Raw genomic sequence first — 21,610 nt, 5'->3', positions numbered from 1 at the left:
CCCGCATGCCTGCGTCCTACAAAGCTCCCCTGACCGACCTCCGCTTCGCCCTGTACGACGTGCTGGGCGTGGAGCCGCTGTTCCAGCGACTCGGCTACACCGAAGCCACCCGCGACATCCTCGACGCCGTGCTGGATGAAGCCGCACGTTTCACCGAGACGGTACTCGCGCCGCTGAATAGCGTGGGTGATGAAATCGGCAGCCAGCTCGATAAGGCCACCGGCGAGGTCACCACGCCGCCGGGCTTCAAGGCGGCGTACTCGCAGTTCGTCGATGGCGGCTGGACCGGATTGACCTCCGCGCCCGAGTTCGGCGGACAAGGCATGCCGCATACGATGGGCGTGCCGCTCAATGAACTGGTCAACGCCAGCAACCTGGCCTGGGGCAATTTCCCCCTGCTGTCGCATGGCGCGGTTGAAGCGCTCAAGCACCATGGCGAGGCATGGCAGCAGGAGGTCTTCCTCAAGCCGCTCGTGGATGGCCGCTGGACCGGCACCATGTGCCTGACCGAACCGCACTGCGGCACCGATCTCGGCCTGCTGAAGAGCAAGGCCGAACCGAACGCCGATGGCAGCTACGCCATCACCGGCACCAAGATCTTCATCACCGCCGGCGAGCACGACCTGGCCGACAACATCGTGCACCTGGTGCTGGCCAAGCTGCCGGACGCGCCGGCAGGTGCGAAGGGCATCTCGCTGTTCGTCACCCCGAAGTTCAAGGTGGCACAGGACGGCACCGTGGGAGAACGGAACGCGGTGACGTGCGGCTCGATCGAGCACAAGATGGGCATCAAGGCCTCCGTCACCTGCGTGATGAATTTCGACGGCGCCCAAGGCTATCTGGTCGGCCAGCCGCACAAGGGCCTGCAGGCGATGTTCACCATGATGAACACCGCGCGCCTCGGCGTCGGCCTGCAGGGCATCGGTCTGAGCGAACGTGCCTATCAGAATGCGCTTGCCTACGCGCGTGACCGCCTGCAGACGCGCTCGCTCAGCGGCCCAAAGTTTCCCGACAAGCCGGCCGACCCGATCATCGTCCACCCGGACGTGCGCCGCATGCTGCTGACGATCAAGTCGCTGGTGGAAGGCAGTCGCCTGCTCGCCCTGCACGCCGGTACGCTGATCGATGTCGCCAACCACGCGGAAGATCCCGCCGAGCGTGAGCGTGCCGATACGCTGGTGAGCTTCCTCACCCCGATCTCCAAGGCCTGCCAGACGGAATGGGGCATCGAGAACACGTACCATGCGTTGCAATGCTTCGGTGGCCACGGCTACATCCATGAGCACGGCATGGAACAGCTGGCGCGCGACGCCCGCATTACCACGCTGTACGAAGGCACCACCGGTATCCAGGCGCTCGACCTGATGGGTCGCAAGACCGCCGCCACGCAGGCCGCCGGCCTGAAGCTGTTCCTCGCCGACGTGCACGCCTTCGTCCAGCAGCACAAGGACGACGCATCGCTGACCGAATTCATCGATCCGTTGCAGCAGAAGGCGGCCGAATGGGCGGGACTCACGAAGAACATCCTGCAGCGCGCGGCGACGAATCCCGAAGAAATCGGCGCTGCCAGCACCGACTACCTGTTCTACTCCGGCTACGTCGTGCTTGCCTATTGGTGGGCGCGCAGCGTGGCCGCCGCGGATGCATCGACGCACAACGGTGCCTTCAAGCAGGCCAAGCGTGAAACCGCGCGGTTCTATTTCGCCCGCATCCTGCCGCGTACCCTGTCCCATGCCGCCGCCATCGAGTCGGGCGCGGACACGCTGATGGCGATGGACGACGCGCGCTTCGGCGAGGCGTGATCCCGTACCGGCGGAGCGCAGTCGACGCGCTCCGCCGGTGAAAAGCCGCGCGCAATACACATTTCGTCAACATTTGGGTATAACCTGCTTCTCCATGGAAGCAGACAGCGCTCAGCTTCACCTGGTCCAGACCGGTTTGCGTTCGCCGCCGGTCCCGTCGCCGTCGTCCCCTCGCCCCCATCCTGCCGCCTTGCGACTGCTGTCGCTGGATGCGCATGGCCGCGTGCTCGATTGGATCAACTGGCAGGACGCCACCTGCCTGTACGCGCGCGGCGCCGTCGCATGGACCTTGGGCGACCCCTGCCTGCACGTGCACGGTGGTCTCTCTCGGCTGACCGGCGAACAGAGCCTGATCGAACTGCATCCCATCGTGGCGTCGCGTGGCCACGCGCGGGCGCACGCGCTTTCACCCACGCCGACGCTCACCAATACCGCGCTGTTCGCCCGCGACGCGCACCTGTGCCTGTACTGCGGCCATGAGTACTCGCGACCGCACCTGACCCGTGACCACGTGCTACCCCTGTCCAAGGGCGGCAAGGACATCTGGGAAAACGTGGTGACGGCCTGCTTCCACTGCAATTCGCGCAAGAGCAACCGGACCCCGCAGCAGGCGCACATGCCGCTGCTCGCCGTGCCGTACCGGCCCAGCTGGATCGAACACCTGATCCTGTCGAACCGGAACATCCTGGCCGACCAGATGGCCTTCCTGAAGGCCCAGTTGCCGAAGAAGTCCAAGCTGTCGGCCTGATCGCCTCGCGGGGCCCACGCCCCACTTCCTGAACCACGCAGGCCCACCCCACGCCGGCTTCACGCGCTTGCTTGCCCCGCTTCACACCGGGGGGGGACAATGACGGCTCAGAACAAGCCTGCTGCCGATGATCGCTCCCGACCGCTATCCCCGCCTTTCGCGTATCCACGTCCCGGCCGACCTGCGTCAGTTCGACGAATCCGAACTGCCCGCCATCGCCGAGGAACTGCGGGGCTACCTGATCGAGTCGGTCGGCAAGAGCGGTGGGCATTTCGGGGCGGGCCTGGGCGTGATCGAATTGACGGTCGCCCTGCACTACCTGTTCGACACGCCGCGCGACCGCCTGGTGTGGGATGTCGGCCACCAGACCTACCCGCACAAGATCCTGACCGGCCGCCGCGACACCATCCACACGGTCAAGCAGAAGGACGGTGTGGCGCCGTTTCCGAAGCGCGAAGAAAGCGAGTACGACACCTTCGGTGTCGGGCATTCGTCCACGTCCATCTCCGCCGCGCTCGGCATGGCCATCGCGCTGCAACAGCGGGGCGACGATCGCAAGGTGGTCGCGGTGATCGGCGACGGTGCGATGACCGCCGGCATGGCGTTCGAAGCGCTCAATCACGCCGGTGGCATGGAGCCGGAGCCGAACCTGCTGGTGATCCTCAACGACAACCAGATGTCGATCTCCGAGAACGTCGGCGGGCTGACCAAGATGCTGGGCCGACTCAGCAGCAGTCGCACGCTCAATGCGCTGCGCGAAGGCGGAAAGAAACTGCTGGGAGACAAGAAGAAGCCGCCGGCACGCTTCATGCGCCGCTGGGAAGAACACTGGAAGGGCATGTTCGTGCCGTCCACGCTGTTCGAGCAGATGGGCTTCCACTACACCGGTCCCATCGACGGTCACGACGTCGAAGCACTGGTCGGCGCGCTGAAGACGCTGAAGACCCTCAAGGGTCCGCAGCTGCTCCACATCCTGACCACCAAGGGCAAGGGTTACGAACTGGCCGAGGGCGACCAGATCGGTTACCACGCGGTCGGCCCGTTCGACCCGGAGAAGGGCCTGGTCAGCAAGGGTGGTGCCAAGAAGCCGACCTATACCGACATCTTCAGCGACTGGCTGTGCGACATGGCCGCCGCCGAACCGACGTTGCTGGGCATCACCCCGGCGATGCGCGAAGGCTCCGGCCTCGTGCGTTTCAGCAAGGAGTATCCGGAACGCTACTTCGACGTCGCCATCGCCGAGCAGCACGCGGTGACGCTGGCGGCGGGCATGGCCTGCGAAGGCAGCAAGCCGGTGGTGGCGATCTATTCGACCTTCCTGCAGCGCGGTTACGACCAACTGGTGCATGACGTGGCCGTCCAGAAGCTCGACGTGCTGTTCGCCATCGACCGTGGCGGCGTGGTGGGGCCGGATGGCGCGACCCATGCCGGCAACCTGGACCTGAGTTACCTGCGCTGCGTACCGCACATGGTGGTGATGGCGCCGGCCGATGAAAACGAGTGCCGGCAGATGCTGAGCACCGGCTACCACTTCAATGGTCCGGCCGCGGTGCGCTACCCGCGCGGCACCGGTCCGGGCGTGGCGCTGCAGACAACCCTGGATACGCTGCCCATCGGCAAGGCCGACCTGCGCGTGCGCGGCAACCGCGTCGCGCTGCTCGCGTTCGGTTCGACCGTCGCGGCCGCCGAACAGGCAGGCCGCGAACTGGGCCTCAGCGTAGTGAACATGCGCTTCGTGAAACCGCTTGACCGCGACCTGCTGCTCGACCTGGCGAAGACGCACCAGGGATTCGTCACCATCGAGGACAACGTGGTGATGGGTGGCGCCGGTTCCGGCGTGGCCGAACTGCTCAATGCCGAGGGCGTATCGCTGCCCGTGCTGCACCTGGGCCTGCCGGACGAGTTCCAGCACCACGCCAGCCGCGAAGACCTGCTGGCCGAAGCCGGCATTGATGCCGCCGGCATCCGCACCGCCGTTTTGAAGCGCTGGCCTGCGCTGGCGGCTACGCAGCCGCCGCTGACCGCAGCGGGCTGATTCAGGACGCGTGGCGCAGGATCATTCCGGCGCTTCGATCTCGTAACCCTTGGCCTGCAGCGCCGCAAGGTAGCCGTCGGGCTTCACCAAGTTCCATACCGACATCGTGGCGAACGTGATGCGGTTCCGGCGCAGCGAGGCTTCCGCGGTCTCGAGCCATTTCGTCCGTACACGCGTGTCGATGTCGCGTACGCCATGCTTGCGCGCCGTCTCTGTGTCGAGCCATGCAGAATCGCAGGCGGCGCGCTCATCGATACGCGCTGCGTTGCGGATGGCGGTCCAGTCGCCGACCGCCCAAGCGCGTGCGCTGACCGCGGCCTGCGGAAGCTCGTGCTCGATCAGGTCGAGCGTCTTGCTGAAGCAGACCAGGTCCTGCGGCTTCAGCGGCTCCTTGCGGATATCCGCCAGCGCTCCCCTGGGATCTTCCAGCGTGATCTTCAGCTGGGTCGGCGTACGCTTCATGCCGCGCGCCTTCAGCGCACCTTCGATCACCGGAGTAACCACGCCCCCGCCACTCTGCAGGCCGCTTCGCGACAACGCCTTGCCATAGAGCTCGTACACGGCAAGCAAAGGCCGCTTCTTCTCGATGCCGCCGTCTCGCCCGATGTAGCGCTGCTTGAGCACGGACCAGCGTGCGTACAGGTCGGCAGGCAGGACGTCCTCCAGCCTCTCTCCATCCGGGTTCTTCGCCGCCTTCAGCGCCGAAGGCAACATCGTCAGGCCGCGGAAGAAGCCCACGTCGGCAGTCACGGCGACACCGGGCGGGCCGAGGACTTCGTCGGTCAGCGCAAGGACCTGCGTGACCTCCTCCGAGCGCCACGTCATGTTCTTCGGCAGCGGCGACTGGGTCCCGAGGATGTACAGCAGATGGTCGCCGTGCCGCACTTTCCACAGGCCGGGACCGGGTTGCACGCCCGCAACGACCACCGTGTCCATGTCGATCACGCCATCTTCGGCCACCACTGGCTCCGGGATCCCCTGCGCTGCCGCATGGCCAGGCAGGACCAGCAGCGACAGCCACACCATTCCGTAGAACCAAAGACGCATCCCGGCGACTCCATGCGGAAGAATCCCGAGAGTGTGCCCGTGGAGAACCTTGGTGGTGCGCAGTGCAGCGCAGCCGAAGGGGGATCCGTTCAGGCGACCTTGCCGCCCGCTTCGCGCAACCGGTGCGCGACGTCGCTGCCACTCTGCAGCAGTTCGAATCCCTGCCAGCTGAAGCCCGGCGACACGGAACAATCGACCATCGTGAACTCGCCCAGCGAACGCGCGCTCTGCCAGACACCAGCTGGCACGACCTGATTCGACTGCCCGCCACGCGCGGACGTGTCCAGTTGCACGCGCGTCAGCGTGCGCTGGTCGGGATCGAACATCGACAGTTCCATCGCACTGCCGTCATGCCAGTCCCAGACCTCCGTCGCGTCGACGCGATGCCAGCGGGTGACCACGGCTTCCGGCAACAGGAACTTGATCGCGGTCAGCGTGGGCCGTTCGATCCCGTTGACCTCGGTGCGCCTGGCCGATTCGTAGACACGGCGGAAGTAGCCGCCTTCCGGATGCGGTGACAGCTGCAGCTCGCGGATCAGCGCTTCTGTCACGGGATGCATGGACGTTCCTGCGCGCGGCGGTCGGGTTTTGTCGGCGCAGGTAGCGCTGCTCGACGGACAAAAAAAAGCCCACGCGGTAGCGCAGGCTTGATGTAGAACCGCGATTGGTCGGGACGGCCGGATTTGAACCGACGACCCTCTGCCCCCCAGGCAGATGCGCTACCAGGCTGCGCTACGCCCCGAATCTCGCGGATCAACCCGCCTTTCGACGGGTCGCGCATTATAGCCGGAATTCCTCGGCGACTCCCAGCAGGAGCGCCGTCGAACGTCACCGGCGCAGCAACTGGAGGATTTCCTCCAGCTCCATGCGCACTTGGCGCACGATCTGCGCGCTCATGGCGGATTCCTGCTTCGCACCCTCGCCTTCCAGGCGCAGTCGCGCGCCGCCGATGGTATAGCCCTGCTCGTAGAGCAGGCCGCGGATCTGACGCACCATCAGCACGTCATGGCGCTGGTAGTAACGGCGGTTGCCACGACGCTTGGCCGGCTCCAGGCTGGGGAATTCGGTTTCCCAGTAACGCAGCACGTGCGGCTTCACGTCGCACAGCTCGCTCACCTCACCGATGGTGAAGTAGCGCTTCGCCGGGATCGGCGGAAGCTCGCGGTTACTGCCCGGATCCAGCATACGTTTCCACCCGCTCCTTGAGTTTCTGGCCCGGCCGGAAGGTCACCACCGTCCGTGCCGAGATCGGGATCTCCTCGCCGGTCTTCGGATTGCGGCCCGGGCGCTGGTTCTTGCGGCGCAGGTCGAAGTTGCCGAACCCCGACAGCTTCACCTGCCGACCCTGTTCGAGGGCCTCGCGCAGCACGTCGAAGTACGCGTCGACGAATTCCTTCGCCTCGCGCTTGTTCAGGCCGACCTCGTCGAACAGACGTTCGGCCATCTCCGCCTTCGTCAATGCCATGGATTACTGCATCCCCATTGCGGCCGTCGCCGGCCCTGCTACCGCTTTCATACCGGTCATCCGCGGATCTTCGCGCCGTGCGCTTCATCGATCGCGGCCACGACAGCCGCCACTACCTGCGCAACGTCGCCCTCGGTGAGAGTGCGTGAGTTGTCCTGCAAAATCAAGCCCATAGCGAGACTCTTTTGACCGGATTCGACCCCCTGCCCGACGTACCGGTCGAACAGCTGGACATCGCGCAGCAGTGGGCCGGCGGCGCGCCGGACCGTCGCCGCCAGCGCGGCCCAGGACACGTCTTCCGCCACGACGAACGCGAGGTCGCGGCGGACGGACGGGTAGCGGGACAGCTCGGTTGCGCGCGGCAGCGCCTTGGCGCTCAACGGAGCAAGGTCGAGTTCGAATGCGATCACGTCGACATCCAGATCGAGATGGCGTTGCAGGCGGGGATGCAGTTGCCCGATCCAGCCAATCCGGACCCCGTCGCGGTACACGTCCGCGGACCGGCCGGGATGGCCATGGGCAGCAAGCGACGGACGGAATTCGAGCGACGCTCCCGCCAGGGTGGCCACGCTTTCCAGGTCCCCCTTGAGATCGTGGAAATCGACCTTGCGCGAAGGCAGGCCCCACTGCTCGGCAACCGCCTCGCCGGTGATCGCGGCGGCAATGCGCAGCGACTCGACGGGCGCATCGCCCGCCTGCGCCGGTGCCTGGAACACGTTGCCGATCTCGAACAGGCGCACGCGTCCCGCCTGTCGCGCGGCATTGCGCTGCAGGGCGGCCACGAGGCCGGGCAGCAATTGCGTGCGCATGATCGCCAGTTCGGCGCTGAGCGGATTCGCCAGCGGTACGGCGCCGTCCGCAGCGCCCCAATGCGCCAACCACTGCACATCGACGAAGGCGAAGTTGACCGTTTCGAAGTAATCGCGCGCCGCCAGTTGCCGGCGCACGACGCCGTCCTCGACCCGCGTTTCGCTCGGTGCCGCGACGCGGGTCGCCCCGCCCGGCAGCGTGGTGGGCACGCGATCGTAACCGTGGATGCGCGCGAGTTCCTCGATCAGGTCTTCCTCGATGGCGATGTCGAAGCGTCGGCTGGGCGCGACCACGCTCCAGCCCTCGGCGACCGCGGCCGCCTGCAGGCCGAGCGCGCGCAGGATGCGCTCGACTTCGGCGTCCGGAATATCGACACCCAGCACGCGGGCAATACGTGCGCGCCGCAGCAGGATGGCGGTGGGCTTGGGCAGGTGCTCCGCATGATCGACCACCGTGGTCGGGCCGGGTGTTCCGCCCGCGATCTCGAGGATCAGGCGGGTGGCGTACTCCACGGCGATGCGCGGCAGTTCCGGATCGACGCCGCGCTCGAAACGATGGCCGGCGTCCGTATGCAGGCCCAACTTGCGGCTGCGGCCGATGATCGCGGACGGAATCCAGTGCGCGGCTTCCAGGAAGACGTTGCGCGTGCTGTCGGTGACGCGCGTATCCAGCCCGCCCATGATGCCGCCCAGCGCGACGGCACGGGCAGCGCGACCGCCGCGGCCATCCGAGACGACCAGGAAATCGTCATCGAGTGCCACGGTACGGCCATCCAGCAGCGCAACGGCTTCGTCCTTGCGCGCAGGACGCACGACGATGCCGCCCTCCAGCGTGTCCTTGTCGAAGGCATGCATCGGCTGGCCGAGCTCGAGCATCACGTACTGGGTCACATCGACCAGGAAGCTGATCGGGCGCACGCCGCTGCGGCGCAGGCGCTCGACCATCCATACCGGCGAGGGAGCGGTCGCATCGACGCTTTCGATCACGCGGCCGGCGAAACGCGGCACGCGCGCGCCAGCCTCAAGTTCGACGCTCAGTTCGGACAGACTTTGCGCCGGCACGGGCGCAGCATCGAACGGCTTGACCTCGCTGCCCAGCGACGCCGCGACGTCGTAGGCGATGCCGCGCACGCTGAAGCAGTCGGCACGGTTCGGCGTCAGCTTGATCTCGATGCTGGCGTCCGGCAGACCCAGATAGTCGCCAATCGCGGTACCGATCGGCGCATTCGCCGGCAACTCCAGCAGGCCGGAGGCATCGGCATCGATGCCGAGTTCCTTGGCCGAACACAGCATGCCGTTGGATTCCACCCCGCGCAGCTTGGCCGCCTTGATGGCGATGCCGCCGACATTCGCGCCGACCATCGCCAGCGGCGCCAGCAGGCCCGGACGCGCGTTGGGCGCGCCACAGACGATCTGCAGCACGGCGCCCTGCCCCGCATCGACCTGGCAGACCTGCAGGCGGTCGGCTTCGGGGTGCTTGGCGCAGTCGACGATGCGCGCCACCACCACGTTCGCCAGGCCATCGCCCAGCGCCGTGACGTCTTCGACCTCCAGGCCGATCGCGGTCAGCGTCGCGGACAGTTCATCGCGGGTGGCCTGTGTGGGGACATGGCTGCGCAACCAGTTTTCAGAGAACTTCATCGTTCGTGATCCGTAGGGCGGGCCCAGGCCCGCCGTCTTCAAGAGTCAGGTGTCGTCGTGCGCGTGCGGTGTGTCGTGGCCGCGTTACGCGAACTGCTTCAGGAACCGCACATCGTTCTCGAAGAACGCGCGCAGGTCGTTGACGCCGTAGCGCAGCATCGCGAAGCGCTCCACGCCCAGGCCGAAAGCGAAACCGGTGTAACGCTCCGGATCGATGCCGCAGTTGCGCAGCACGTTCGGATGCACCATGCCGCAACCCAGCACTTCCAACCAACGTGTGCTGCCATCGGGTTGCTGCCAGGCGATATCGACTTCCGCACCGGGCTCGACGAAGGGGAAATAGCTGGGACGGAAGCGCATCTCGAAGTCGCGCTCGAAAAACGCACGCACGAACTCGGCGAGCGTGCCCTTGAGGTCGGCGAACGTGGAATGCTCGTCCACCAGCAGGCCTTCCACCTGATGGAACATCGGCGAATGGGTCTGGTCGCTGTCGCTGCGGTAGACCTTGCCGGCAGCGATCATGCGCAGCGGCGGTTGATGCGTGTCCATGTAACGCACCTGCACACCGGAGGTATGCGTACGCAACAGACGGCCGTCGCCGAAGTAGAACGTGTCGTGCATGGCGCGCGCCGGGTGGTGCGGCGGGAAGTTCAGCGCCTCGAAGTTGTGCTGGTCGTCCTCGATTTCCGGGCCGTCGGCCAGTTCATAGCCAAGGCGACCGAAGATGTCGGCGATGCGCTCCAGCGTGCGGCTGATCGGATGCAGGCCACCGCGCGCGCCATTGCGACCGGGCAGCGTCACATCGATGGTCTCGCCCGCCAGGCGCGCGTCGAGCGCGACGTCCTCCAGCACGGACTTGCGCACCGACAAGGCCTCACCGATCGCATCGCGCGCGCGGTTGATGGCTTCGCCGGCAGCCTTGCGCTGGTCGGCAGGCAACGCGCCCAACTGCTTCAGCTGCGTCGTGATGCTGCCGCTCTTGCCCAGCAGCGCGACACGCAGCTGTTCCACCACGTCTGGCGATTGCGCAGCGGCGATGTCGGCCAGCGCCTGCGTGGACAGGGATTCGATTTCGCTCATTGGAGATCCATGAGAGGGTGCCAGGCTGTGGCACAAAAACAGAAACCACAAAAAACAATGGGGAAGGACTCGCGCCCTTCCCCACGTGTTCCCGGCGATGGACTGCCGGAGTGCTGTACGGTGGAGACGCGGCTTACGCCGCGAGTGCGCCCTTCGCCTTTTCAGCCAGGGCCGCAAAACCGGTCGCATCGTGCACGGCGATGTCCGCCAGCACCTTGCGGTCCAGGGTGATGCCAGCCTTCAGCAGGCCGTTCATGAAACGGCTGTAGCTCAGACCGTTCAGACGGGCGGCCGCGTTAATACGCGTGATCCACAGCGAACGGAAGTTGCGCTTCTTCTGCTTGCGGCCGATGTAGGCGTACTGACCCGCCTTGATCACCGCCTGCTTGGCGACGCGGAATACCTTGCGACGGGCGTTGTAGTAGCCCTTGGCGAGGTGAAGGACTTTCTTGTGACGGCGACGCGCCGTCACGCCACGCTTAACTCGTGCCATGTCTCAATCCTCAGAGGTAGGGAAGCATGCGGTTCAGACGGCCGCTGTCTTCGGCGCGAATGATGTTCGTCGCACGAAGGCCGCGCTTACGCTTGGTCGCTTTCTTGGTGAGGATGTGGCTACGGTTGGCGTGGCCAGCCTTGAACTTGCCGGATGCGGTCTTGCGAAAACGCTTCGCCGCCGCCCGGTGGGTCTTGATCTTGGGCATTGCTATGTCCTTGACGGGTTTATGTCACTGATCCGGGCGGCAGTCTTGCGACCACGCTTTCCATCCATGCCCATATCGGCTTGTAAGTCGTTGATTCCATAGCGGAACCTGCGACGGGTCCATCGACTGCGAACAGCCTCCCGGCGTACCGGGCCGCGTATTATGCCCGCTGCCGATTTCTCTTGCAAATCCGGCCACTTAGCCGGGCCGCGAGTACCGGAAACAGCAAGGGCGCCCTGCGGCGCCCCTCCCGTCAAGGACCTGCGCGCCAAGGCGCGCGGCGGGTCACTTCTTCTTCGGCGCGATCATCATGACCATCTGCCGGCCTTCCAGGCGCGGACGGGATTCGATGACGATCTCGTCGCCCAGTTCCGCCTCGATGCGCGCGGCCATCTCGCGACCCAACTCCTGGTGGCTCATCTCGCGGCCACGGAAACGGATGTTGACCTTGACCTTGTCGCCTTCTTCCAGGAAGCGGCGGATATTGCGCATCTTGATCTGGTAGTCGCCCTCGTCGGTGACGGGACGGAACTTGAGTTCCTTGATCTCGACCTGCTTCTGCTTCTTCTTGGCCTCGTTGGCCTTCTTCTGCGCTTCGAACTTGAACTTGCCGAAGTCCATGATCTTGCAGACAGGCGGCTCGGCGTTGGGCTGGATTTCCACCAGGTCCAGGCCTTCGTCTTCCGCTTTCGCCAGCGCTTCGTCGCGCGAGAGCACGCCGATCATTTCGCCGTCCGAACCGATCACGCGCACGCGCGGCACGCGGATCTCGTGGTTTTTGCGGTTTTGCTTGTTGTCAGGGATGCTGATGTTGCAGTCTCCAGGGAGGGGTGCGCCGGCCCGCGAAGGACCGGAACCAATTATTGCGCGGCGTGCTCGTTCCGCAAACGTTCTGCGAAGGCGGCAACGGACATGCTGCCCAGGTCTTCTCCAGAACGTGTACGCACGGCGATGGCGCCATTGTCCTTCTCGCGGTCACCGACCACCAGCAGGTATGGCACCCGCTGCAGCGTGTGCTCGCGAATCTTATAGCCGATCTTCTCGTTCCGCAAATCGGCTGCGACCCGGAAGCCTTGATTTGCAAGGGTTTTCCGGACGTCGGCCACATAATCGGCCTGGGCATCGGTGATATTCATGACCACAGCCTGCTGGGGGGCCAGCCAGGACGGGAATGCACCAGCATGGTGCTCGATCAGGATGCCGATGAAGCGTTCCATCGAGCCGACGATGGCCCGGTGCAGCATGACCGGCTGCTGGCGCTGACTGTTCTCGTCCACGTACTCGGCGCCGAGGCGGCCCGGCATCATGAAATCGACCTGCATCGTGCCCAGCTGCCAGGTCCGGCCGATGGCGTCCTTCAGGTGGTACTCGATCTTGGGGCCGTAAAACGCGCCCTCGCCCGGCAGCTCCTGCCATTCCACGCCACAGCTGCGCAGCGCGGCGCGCAGGGCAGCCTCGGCCTTGTCCCAGGTGGCGTCGTCGCCCAGGCGCGATTCGGGGCGCAGGGCGATCTTGATCTGGATGTCCTCGAAACCGAAGTCCGAATAGACCTTCAGTGCCTGCTGGTGGAACGCGGTGACCTCGGCTTCGATCTGGTCTTCCGTGCAGAAGATGTGGCCATCGTCCTGCGTGAAGCCGCGCACGCGCAGGATGCCGTGCAGCGCGCCCGACGGCTCGTTGCGGTGGCAGGCGCCGAACTCGCCATAGCGGATCGGCAGGTCGCGGTAGCTGTGCAGGCCCTGGTTGAACACCTGCACATGGCCCGGGCAGTTCATCGGCTTGACCGCATAGGTGCGGCTCTCCGACTCGCTGAAGAACATGTTTTCCTTGTAGTTGTCCCAGTGCCCGGATTTCTTCCACAAGGCCACGTCGAGGATCTGCGGGCAGCGCACTTCCTGGTAGCCGCTGTCGCGGTAGACCTTGCGCATGTACTGCTCCACCACCTGCCAGATGGCCCAGCCCTTCGGGTGCCAGAACACCAGGCCCGGCGCCTCCTCCTGCAGGTGGAACAGCTCCTGTTGCTTGCCGATCTTGCGGTGGTCGCGCTTCTCGGCTTCCTCGATGCGCTGGATGTAAGCCTCGAGCTGCTTCTTGTCGGCCCAGGCGGTGCCGTAGATGCGCTGCAGCTGTTCGTTCTTGGCGTCGCCGCGCCAGTAGGCGCCGGAGATGCGCGTCAGCTTGAAGGCCTTCAGGAAGCGCGTGTTCGGCACGTGCGGACCGCGGCACATGTCCACGTATTCCTGGTGGTAGTACAGGCCCATCGCGGTGATGTCTGGCCCCATGTCGTCGATCAGGCGAAGCTTGTAGTCCTCGCCGCGGGCCTTGAACACGTCCACGACCTCGGCGCGCGGCGTCACCTTCTTGATGACGTCGTAATCCTGCGCGATCAGCTCCTGCATGCGCTGCTCGACCGCCGCCAGGTCGTCGGGCGTGAACGGGCGCTCGCTGTAGATGTCGTAGTAGAAGCCTTCCGCGATGACCGGGCCGATGACCATCTTCACGTCCGGGTACAACTGCTTCACCGCGTGGCCGACCAGGTGGGCGCAGGAGTGGCGGATGATCTCCACGCCCTCCTCGTCCTTCGGCGTGATGATGCGCAGCGATGCATCGCGGTCGATGACGTCGCTGGCGTCGACCAGCACGCCGTCGACCGCGCCGGCCACGGTGGCCTTGGCCAGGCCGGCGCCGATGGACTGCGCGACCTCCATGACGGAGACGGGGTTTTCGAACTCGCGGCGGCTGCCGTCGGGGAGCGTGATGGTGATCATCGGAGGCGTGGACTCGGTCTGGATGACGCCGGCGCCGTGGCAGCCGGGCGGGTGTGCAGGCATGAAAAAAGCGCCACGAGGGCGCCTACGGGATGCGATGCCTCGGGCAAAACCAGGTTCAGGCGATGGTAGTGCTCATGTCGCACGCTCGGCCGGCGTTTCCGCGGGCCACCTCGTGAATACGGATGGCGCATCGGGCTGGCCCCAGAAGTCCGGAATCCACGCCGTGGAAGCGTGGTGGGCGGTACAGGGTTCGAACCTGTGACCCCTACCATGTCAAGGTAGTGCTCTACCGCTGAGCTAACCGCCCGGTCTGCCCTTTGCAGGGGCGCGAATTCTAGCCCGGAAGCGGGGTCGCCGACAACCGGGACATGATTTCTATTGCTCAGCCGCCCAGGCTGGCCTCCTTCAGTCGCTGGATCTGGTCGCGCAGGCGCGCGGCGTCCTCGAATTCCAGGTCACGCGCATGCTGGTACATCTGCTGCTCCAGCGCCTTGATGCGGGTGACCGCCTGGGCCGGATCCATCACGCCGTACTCGGCTGGCTCTTCCGCCACCCGACGCGACTTGCCCCGCCCGCCTTTGCCTTCGTTGGCCGCCTCGCTGCGCGCACCCTCCAGGATGTCCACGATGGGACGGGCCACGGATTTCGGCGTGATGCCATGCTCAAGGTTGTATTCCACCTGCTTCTCGCGGCGACGGCTGGTTTCGTCGATCGCCGCCTGCATGGAGCGGGTCATCTTGTCGGCATAGAGGATCGCCTTGCCGCGCAGGTTGCGGGCAGCACGACCGATGGTCTGGATCAGCGAACCGGTAGAGCGCAGGAAGCCCTCCTTGTCGGCATCCAGAATAGCCACCAGCGAGACCTCGGGCATGTCCAGACCCTCGCGCAGCAGGTTGATGCCAACCAGCACGTCGAACTTGCCCAGCCGCAGGTCGCGGATGATCTCCACGCGCTCGACCGTGTCCACGTCCGAGTGCAGGTAACGGACCTTGATGCCGTGCTCGCCCAGATACTCGGTCAGGTTCTCGGCCATGCGCTTGGTCAGCGTGGTGACCAGCACGCGATCGCCCCACGACACGCGTTCGTTGATCTGCGACAGCAAGTCATCGACCTGGGTACCGACGGGACGGATCTCCACCTCCGGATCGATCAGGCCGGTGGGACGCACCACCAGCTCGACGATCTCGCCGTTGGATTCGCGCAGCTCGTATGGCCCGGGCGTGGCGGAGACATAGATGCTGCGCGGTGAACGGACCTCCCACTCCTCGAAACGCAGCGGCCGGTTGTCCAGTGCCGACGGCAGGCGGAAGCCGAATTCCACCAGCGTTTCCTTTCGCGAGCGGTCGCCCTTGTACATGGCACCGATCTGCGGAATGGTCACGTGCGACTCGTCGATCACCAGCAACGCATCGGCCGGCAGGTAGTCGAACAACGTCGGCGGCGGCTCGCCGGGCGCCTTGCCGGTCAGGTGGCGCGAATAGTTCTCGATGCCGGAGCAGAAGCCGACTTCCGCCATCATTTCCAGATCGAACTGGGTCCGCTGCGCCAGCCGTTGCGCCTCGACCAGCTTGTTCTGCGAATAGAGCTGCTCCAGCCGCTCCTTCAGTTCGACCTTGATGGTGTCGATGGCGGCGAGCACGCGTTCGCGAGTGGTGGCGTAATGGGTCTTCGGATAGACGGTGTAGCGCTGCAGCTTCCGCAACGATTCGCCGGTCAATGGATCGAACAGGCTCAGCCCCTCGACCTCGCCATCGAACAGCTCGATGCGCACGGCCTCGGCGTCGCTTTCCGCCGGATGCACATCGATGATCTCGCCGCGCACGCGGAACGTGCCGCGCTGCAGCTCGTACTCGTTGCGGGTGTACTGCAGCTGGGTCAGGTGGCGGATCAACTCGCGCTGATCGATGCGCTCGCCCAGCGACAGGATCAACCGCAGCGACAGGTAGTCCTCAGGCGCGCCCAGGCCGTAGATGGCGGACACGGTAGCCACCACCAGTGCATCCGGGCGCGACAGCAGCGTCTTGGTCGCCGCCAGCCGCATCTGCTCGATGTGCTCGTTGATCGAGCTGTCCTTCTCGATGAAGGTATCGCTCGACGGCACGTAGGCCTCTGGCTGGTAGTAGTCGTAGTAACTGACGAAGTACTCCACCGCGTTGTGCGGGAAGAACGCCTTGAACTCGCCATACAGCTGCGCCGCCAGCGTCTTGTTCGGCGCCATGATGAGGGTCGGCTTCTGCACCTGCTGCACCACGTTGGCGATGGTGTAGGTCTTGCCGGAGCCGGTCACGCCCAGCAGCGTCTGCTTTGCCAGGCCGGCCTCGAAATTCTCGACCAGTTTTTCGATCGCCCGCGGCTGGTCGCCGGCGGGGAAATATGGAGAAACAAGCTGGAAACGATCAGTCATGGAAAACGGCCCGCCGACGATTGACCAGTATAGACCGGCCGTTGTCATCATCCGGACGGCGATTTCCTACATGCGGACAGGACGTGCCCTGATGGCTTGGGCGCGTCGTGGAACCGACGCTGGGACCGTCCACAACCAGCAAGGAGCCACCGATGGCATGGATGCCCTCGCCTTCCCGGGCACCGGGAAGCACGTGCCCGCACAATCGTGTGCGCGGCGTCACCCTCATCGAACTGTCCGTTGCACTGGCGGTACTGGCCCTGATCACCGCCATCGCTATCCCGTCGCTACAGAATTTCCGCGTACGGCAGCAGGTCAATGCCACGATGAACCTGCTCGTCTCCCACTTCGCCTCGGCGCGCATGACAGCGATCAGCCATGGCGTGCCGGTCGTGGTGTGTCCCAGCGAAGGCGCAGGCACGTGCCGCCACGACACCGACTGGGGCGGTCACTGGCTTTCCTTCCGGGACCCGGATGGCAACCGGCAACCCGACGAAGACATCGACATTTACCGCAACGACACCGTACCCAGCGATCCACGTATCCGCATCGTGTCGACCCAGGGCCGGCGCCATGTGCGCTACCAGTCCTCCGGCATGAGCTACGGAACCAACCTGACCATCCGGATCTGCTACGACGACCATGTGGCTGGCAGTGTGGTGCTGAACAGCACCGGGCGCGCCCGCACCGTCCAGGGCAACCTGAGCACACCTTGCTGAGACCGGTCCAGCCAGGGCGCATGATGGATATGCCACGCGCTGACGAGAGACTTGTCCCCGCGTAAAGGGCTGGCTACAATACGCGCCCCGCCCGAATAGCTCAGCCGGTTAGAGCACTTGACTGTTAATCAGGGGGTCGTTGGTTCGAGTCCAACTTCGGGCGCCACATTGGAGAAGGCCGCATCCTTGGATGCGGCCTTCTTATTTCCTGTGTTGCTAAGGGTGTCGCGCGAAGAGCGCCGTTGACTTGCATATGCAATCAGCCAGAAGAAGCGATGCCTCTCCCCGGCAACCCTGGCTCCGCGCCTACCAGCAGCCAGCAGTTCCTGGCGTCTTTGTTCCTGCCTGATTTAGCGTCATCGTCCCACACACCCCGTCTGGCTGCGCAGCCGTAGGAATCGCGCTAAGCGTATATGTCCTCGCACCGGCCGCAGTGGTTCGAACGGCATAGAAAGGAGCGACCGAGGAATCGCAAGGGAAAACGTTCGGGAGATTCGCATAGCTGAGCTCAGTGGTGTAAATACGCTCCGCCTGCTGCGTAGCCTGGGTAAGGCAGGCCTTGCCAGCGTCACGCCGACCCTTGATCACGTACTGGGTGTAGCTTGGCCATGCGATCGCCGCAATGATGCCAATGATTGCCACCACCACCATCACCTCAATGAGCGAAAAGCCTTCCGTACGACGGCGCGACATCGTAACTCCAGAGTCTTGAATACCGGACATCATAGTCAATCCCTCCTGACCTCGCGCCACGAGACGCGCTCCCAATTCGCACCTAAGCCGCGCAAACCACGACCCCCGGTCCCGCCTGTTCCATCAACCACGGTCAATCCGCGCAGAAGATTGGGCAGTGTCGGCATGCCAACGCCGAGATTTACGGAGCCTATCGGCAATTGATTGGCACCCGATGTCACTGAATCATCACTGGTTTGACCGTTCCCATTGAGATCGAAGAAAGCAATCCCGCCACTGGTGCCAGTAAAAGCGCTCAATGCATTGATGTAGCCGGAACCATCTGCCTCGCATGCATTACCCGTAGGAACCATGCTGGCCGTAACCAGGAACGCAGAGACGACCTGGGCGTCTTGAACAATACGCTCGCCAGCAGCCGGCAGATTGATGTACCAACCCTTGGATCCAGCAGGCAGATTTGCGGCCGCCTGGAATGCACGAACCGGATATCCATTCGCCGTATCGTTGGTCACCGCAACAGTGCGTTGCGTAAGATCGCTGCGAGTAACAGCCATGGATTCATCGACAAAACCGTACATACTTTGCACATCCGTAGTGGCAGAGCTTGCATCATCCACCGTCATATAGCGGCCTGTTCCGAAGAAGATCCAGCGCTTGCGGGTAAGCGGATGTGTGGCGATCGTCACCCTTGCGGTAATAGGCTGCGCCTTCCCACCGCTGTCGACCGCACTAAACAACCGGGTAACAGTCCAACTCGCAGGTAGGGAATCGGTCAGATCGAACTTCCAGACATTTCCCTGCATATCACCAGCGAATACATACTTCAGCGTCTTTCCGTCCACGTCATAGGCGGCAGCCGGAGCGGACAGCCCATTCGGCAGCGCGGTCGAACCCACCCCGGTGTCTATTTCCCGGATAACGGCACCGGTTTCGGCGTTCATCACCACCAGCACCGCACGCTCACGCGTACTGTTGATGCCATTTCCAATGACCGCAACGGACGTGCCGCCGGTCATATTGGCCAGTACGGGACGCCCCAGCACCAGACCCATGTTGTTGCCTGGAGTTTCTGCCCTCTCCCACTTGGCCACCGAAGTTGCCGATGCCGAACCAGGCGCGGTCACATCGAGCGAGTAAACGCCTTTCCCGCCACGACCCAGCGTCCCCACCAGAAGGTTTCTACCGGGCGTAAGCGCTCGACTGGTCACCGCGATTGGGCCATCTACAAAGAACTTATGGGTATAGTCACCACGGCTTAGCGTGGCCAGATGGCCAAAATTTATGATGTTGGGCACATATGCAAACAACTCCTGACCGCTGGACGCATCGAAAGCATGCATCATGCCGTCGTTGGCACCAACGTACAGCGTATTGGTGTCGGCAACGTACGCCGGTGACGAGCTGACGATGTCCCCGAGTATGGAATTGCGATTGCGGAGCTTGCCCGTATTGTTCCGTTCTTCCAAGCGCGCCTCGCCCTTGATGTAATTGGCGTTGTCGTTGGCCAGAACCGGATAGTCCGCAGTACCACCAACACGTAGCAAAGAAGCGGCCTGGAGCGTCGTCGGAAAGCTCACGCCGGTCAGCCCATCGGAAGTGAATACCTTCCGCGTGCTCCAGCTTGGAATCGACGATGTCCAAGCGACGCCCCCCACTCCGCTGGTACTGACAGAACGTGCTGTCACCTGGCCGGTCCACGCACCGGACACATAGCTCGCACTGAATACCTGAGACCCTGTATCCAAGGACACCGAGTTGGACGACACGTTGGAATAGGAGCTCGTGCGCTCTGCGATGGCAGCAAGCGCCAATCCTAAGCCCGCCGTGAACTCCGCAGGATCGCTGGCTGATACGAAGGCGCCACGACTATTGACAGCAGCATGCAGCAAGTCATCAATTCGATCCGCATTCTCTTCCACGGTCGCGTCGGCCCAGGTCGCGTTGTCGGGCACCTCTTCTACGCTGGTCCACCCCTTGTTGCCTTTCAATCCGATCGAGATGCCGAAAGTGACCATGTGCTGCCAAAAAGCGGGGTTCTTGGCCGTCGTCGGAACATTATTGGTCATGGAAGAATCGGTACGCAGGTCCCGCTTCCAGTAATACATCGCCACGTCCGCCAACGTATTGGAATATCCATCACGATAGGGCGAGTTGGCTGTGTACGTATAGGTCTGGTTATTCGGACCAGTGATGTTCGTACCTCCTACATTGTCCTGATTCCCGACATCGACCCCCTGGTAATTGTTCCAATAGCCGTCAGTCGTCAGGATCGCAAAGTTCTGCCGGCAGGAGTACTGATTCGGCGAAGACTGCGGTCCGTAAGGACCGGTAGGATCGCTGTTGCTGAAGTAGGCGCCCGCGGAATTCAATGCGCCATGTAGAGGTGTGTTGCCGCCGCTGGTGGCGTTGTGCAGCCGCTGATACCACGTAGAGCGAGAGGTCGTGGACTCGTTTGCAGAAGTACGAGGATCATCAGGATTGTCGACGAATCGACCATCGTTACCGTCAGTGACAGGGATACTGAAAGTATTGCGGTTCCAAATGGTACGGAAACCCACACGCACCTTGCTGTCGAGTGGCTTGAAAGCATCGCTCGCTCCAGCCTTCGCCGCCTTCATGCGTGTGCGGTGGTAGGAGAACCAAGTGGCGAAGTTATTCCGCTCACCAGCCTCGTCTCGCTGCCTGGTGACACCTTGATTGTCGACATACGAAGGCGTGATGCGGGTGCAATTGCGCCAATTGGCACCGGAGGTGCTGGAGGCGCATCCGTAACCGCCTTCGTAGCTGTAACTCGCGGTCACAGGGCCGACATAAGCCGCCTGCGCATAGATGCGCAAATAGTATGTGCCCGCCGCCGGCGAAGCCAGCGTCACGGTTTCCGTGTTGCCGTTCGTGCTCGCACCCCAGTCATAGTTACTGGTGCTCACCGTCGAGTTCCCCCGACGAACGTACAGGTCGGCCCCCCTGCCCGTCGCCGTACCGCCAGAAATGCGTATATTGAGGTTGCCGGCCCCATCCGGCACCTGAAATGACCAAGTGGTGCTGTAGATGCCGGGAAGCACCGAACCAACATTGACTCCGAGTGTAGCTGACGTCGTGGTATTGGTGGCCGTGTAACCCAATCGTTCCGCACGATACACACTACCGTCTGCGAGAATCTGATAGCGGTAATAGTTCGCCGAATCGGACAGGTTGGCCGCCGTCGTATTCGAGGGCGTTTTCGGCACGAAGTATGTCTGAACACCACCGCACACACTCACATTGGCGCCGTTCTGCGTATGAGTGCTGCAGCTGGAACTATCAGCCAAGTTGATCGTGTTGCCAGTGGCTCGATCAAAGTCGGCATATGCGGCGCCATACGTGGTGCCTCCGGCAATTCTGTTGCCAGCGGCATTCGTCCACGTCTCGTAAGTGATGGCAGGATTGTAGTAGACCGTATTGGTCGCGTAAGAGAGTGCACGGACCGTGCCGTCACCCGATGTCCTGCTTACCGAGGGATTGTACATCTCATCGAACGACATAGATCCGGAGTCGTCCAAGATGAAAAGCACGTTGGGCGCAACACGTGCGCCAGTTGTGAGTGGATCATCTGGAATCGCAATTCCAGCATTGACAGGAAGCGCCAGTACGGTAGCCAAAAAGGTGGCGGGCGCCGCCCACCACTTGCGCGTCTCGCGGACATTGGATGCGTTCAT

17 protein-coding genes and 3 tRNA genes are annotated in these 21,610 nt (G+C 63.7%); 5 read left to right on the top strand and 15 right to left on the bottom strand.

The genetic code is table 11. From position 1 onward, the window contains the following. Positions 1-5: 5 nt before the first annotated feature. The 3 genes from AX730_RS01325 (at position 6) to dxs (ending at position 4,585) form a co-directional block, all read left to right on the top strand. Positions 6-1,802 (top strand): acyl-CoA dehydrogenase C-terminal domain-containing protein, encoded by a 1,797-nt coding sequence (locus tag AX730_RS01325; RefSeq protein WP_062350789.1) that lies wholly within the window; start codon positions 6-8, stop codon positions 1,800-1,802. Between the two features lie 94 nt (positions 1,803-1,896). After that, complete coding sequence (locus AX730_RS01320) at positions 1,897-2,550, top strand: HNH endonuclease (RefSeq protein ID WP_062350786.1); 654 nt, start codon at positions 1,897-1,899, stop codon at positions 2,548-2,550. Between the two features lie 127 nt (positions 2,551-2,677). Continuing rightward, the gene (gene dxs, locus AX730_RS01315) at positions 2,678-4,585 is read left to right on the top strand and encodes a 1-deoxy-D-xylulose-5-phosphate synthase (RefSeq protein ID WP_062350783.1); all 1,908 of its coding nucleotides are present in this window, start codon (positions 2,678-2,680) and stop codon (positions 4,583-4,585) included. Positions 4,586-4,606: 21 nt separating this feature from the next. Here dxs and AX730_RS01310 read toward each other — a convergent pair whose 3' ends face one another. The 13 genes from AX730_RS01310 to uvrB form a co-directional block, all read right to left on the bottom strand. Next, on the bottom strand, positions 4,607-5,632 hold the full coding sequence (locus AX730_RS01310; protein ID WP_083537629.1) for a TraB/GumN family protein: 1,026 nt from the start codon (positions 5,630-5,632) through the stop codon (positions 4,607-4,609). A gap of 89 nt (positions 5,633-5,721) precedes the next feature. Next, positions 5,722-6,192, bottom strand: coding sequence for a cupin domain-containing protein (locus tag AX730_RS01305; RefSeq protein WP_062350778.1), 471 nt, complete (start codon positions 6,190-6,192; stop codon positions 5,722-5,724). A 105-nt stretch (positions 6,193-6,297) separates the two neighbouring features. Further along, positions 6,298-6,374, bottom strand: a tRNA-Pro gene (locus tag AX730_RS01300). Between the two features lie 86 nt (positions 6,375-6,460). Then, the gene (locus AX730_RS01295; protein WP_055936060.1) at positions 6,461-6,817 is read right to left on the bottom strand and encodes a MerR family transcriptional regulator; all 357 of its coding nucleotides are present in this window, start codon (positions 6,815-6,817) and stop codon (positions 6,461-6,463) included. Then, positions 6,798-7,097, bottom strand: a complete 300-nt coding sequence (locus AX730_RS01290) for an integration host factor subunit alpha (RefSeq protein WP_055936063.1) — start codon at positions 7,095-7,097, stop codon at positions 6,798-6,800. The genes AX730_RS01295 and AX730_RS01290 overlap by 20 nt, the downstream gene beginning before the upstream one ends. A 56-nt stretch (positions 7,098-7,153) precedes the next feature. Further along, the gene (pheT, locus tag AX730_RS01285; protein ID WP_062350775.1) at positions 7,154-9,547 is read right to left on the bottom strand and encodes a phenylalanine--tRNA ligase subunit beta; all 2,394 of its coding nucleotides are present in this window, start codon (positions 9,545-9,547) and stop codon (positions 7,154-7,156) included. An 84-nt stretch (positions 9,548-9,631) separates the two neighbouring features. Beyond that, positions 9,632-10,627 carry a phenylalanine--tRNA ligase subunit alpha gene (gene pheS / locus AX730_RS01280; RefSeq protein ID WP_062350773.1) on the bottom strand — a complete coding sequence of 332 codons (996 nt, stop codon included), beginning with the start codon at positions 10,625-10,627 and terminating at the stop codon, positions 9,632-9,634. Between the two features lie 133 nt (positions 10,628-10,760). Then, positions 10,761-11,120 carry a 50S ribosomal protein L20 gene (rplT, locus tag AX730_RS01275; RefSeq protein ID WP_056878215.1) on the bottom strand — a complete coding sequence of 120 codons (360 nt, stop codon included), beginning with the start codon at positions 11,118-11,120 and terminating at the stop codon, positions 10,761-10,763. 10 nt (positions 11,121-11,130) lie between these two features. After that, positions 11,131-11,328 (bottom strand): 50S ribosomal protein L35, encoded by a 198-nt coding sequence (gene rpmI / locus AX730_RS01270; RefSeq protein WP_014160066.1) that lies wholly within the window; start codon positions 11,326-11,328, stop codon positions 11,131-11,133. Positions 11,329-11,613: 285 nt separating this feature from the next. Beyond that, positions 11,614-12,138, bottom strand: a complete 525-nt coding sequence (infC, locus tag AX730_RS01265; protein WP_198146955.1) for a translation initiation factor IF-3 — start codon at positions 12,136-12,138, stop codon at positions 11,614-11,616. Between the two features lie 50 nt (positions 12,139-12,188). Continuing rightward, the gene (gene thrS / locus AX730_RS01260) at positions 12,189-14,096 is read right to left on the bottom strand and encodes a threonine--tRNA ligase (RefSeq protein WP_062351020.1); all 1,908 of its coding nucleotides are present in this window, start codon (positions 14,094-14,096) and stop codon (positions 12,189-12,191) included. A 235-nt stretch (positions 14,097-14,331) separates the two neighbouring features. Continuing rightward, positions 14,332-14,406: transfer RNA gene (locus AX730_RS01255), tRNA-Val, on the bottom strand. A gap of 75 nt (positions 14,407-14,481) precedes the next feature. Then, positions 14,482-16,503: an excinuclease ABC subunit UvrB gene (gene uvrB / locus AX730_RS01250; RefSeq protein WP_062350766.1), complete on the bottom strand. Its 2,022-nt coding sequence runs from the start codon at positions 16,501-16,503 to the stop codon at positions 14,482-14,484. Positions 16,504-16,655: 152 nt separating this feature from the next. Between uvrB and AX730_RS01245 the strand changes: the two genes are divergently transcribed. Together AX730_RS01245 and AX730_RS01240 are read left to right on the top strand one after the other, a co-directional pair. Then, the gene (locus AX730_RS01245) at positions 16,656-17,222 is read left to right on the top strand and encodes a GspH/FimT family pseudopilin (protein WP_083537627.1); all 567 of its coding nucleotides are present in this window, start codon (positions 16,656-16,658) and stop codon (positions 17,220-17,222) included. A gap of 89 nt (positions 17,223-17,311) precedes the next feature. Further along, positions 17,312-17,388, top strand: a tRNA-Asn gene (locus tag AX730_RS01240). 140 nt (positions 17,389-17,528) lie between these two features. On the opposite strand, the gene AX730_RS18265 is transcribed toward AX730_RS01240, so the two are convergent. Next, complete coding sequence (locus tag AX730_RS18265; protein WP_269746974.1) at positions 17,529-17,948, bottom strand: type IV pilin protein; 420 nt, start codon at positions 17,946-17,948, stop codon at positions 17,529-17,531. A 2-nt stretch (positions 17,949-17,950) separates the two neighbouring features. Beyond that, entirely contained in the window at positions 17,951-21,610 is a 3,660-nt protein-coding gene (locus AX730_RS18260) for a PilC/PilY family type IV pilus protein (protein ID WP_083537626.1), read from the bottom strand.

Origin of the sequence: Pseudoxanthomonas mexicana (assembly GCF_001556105.1) — a bacterium.
GTDB lineage: Bacteria > Pseudomonadota > Gammaproteobacteria > Xanthomonadales > Xanthomonadaceae > Pseudoxanthomonas_A > Pseudoxanthomonas_A mexicana_A.
The sequence above is the reverse complement of the archived record's forward strand: the minus strand, read 5'-3'. Positions and strand labels throughout refer to the sequence as shown.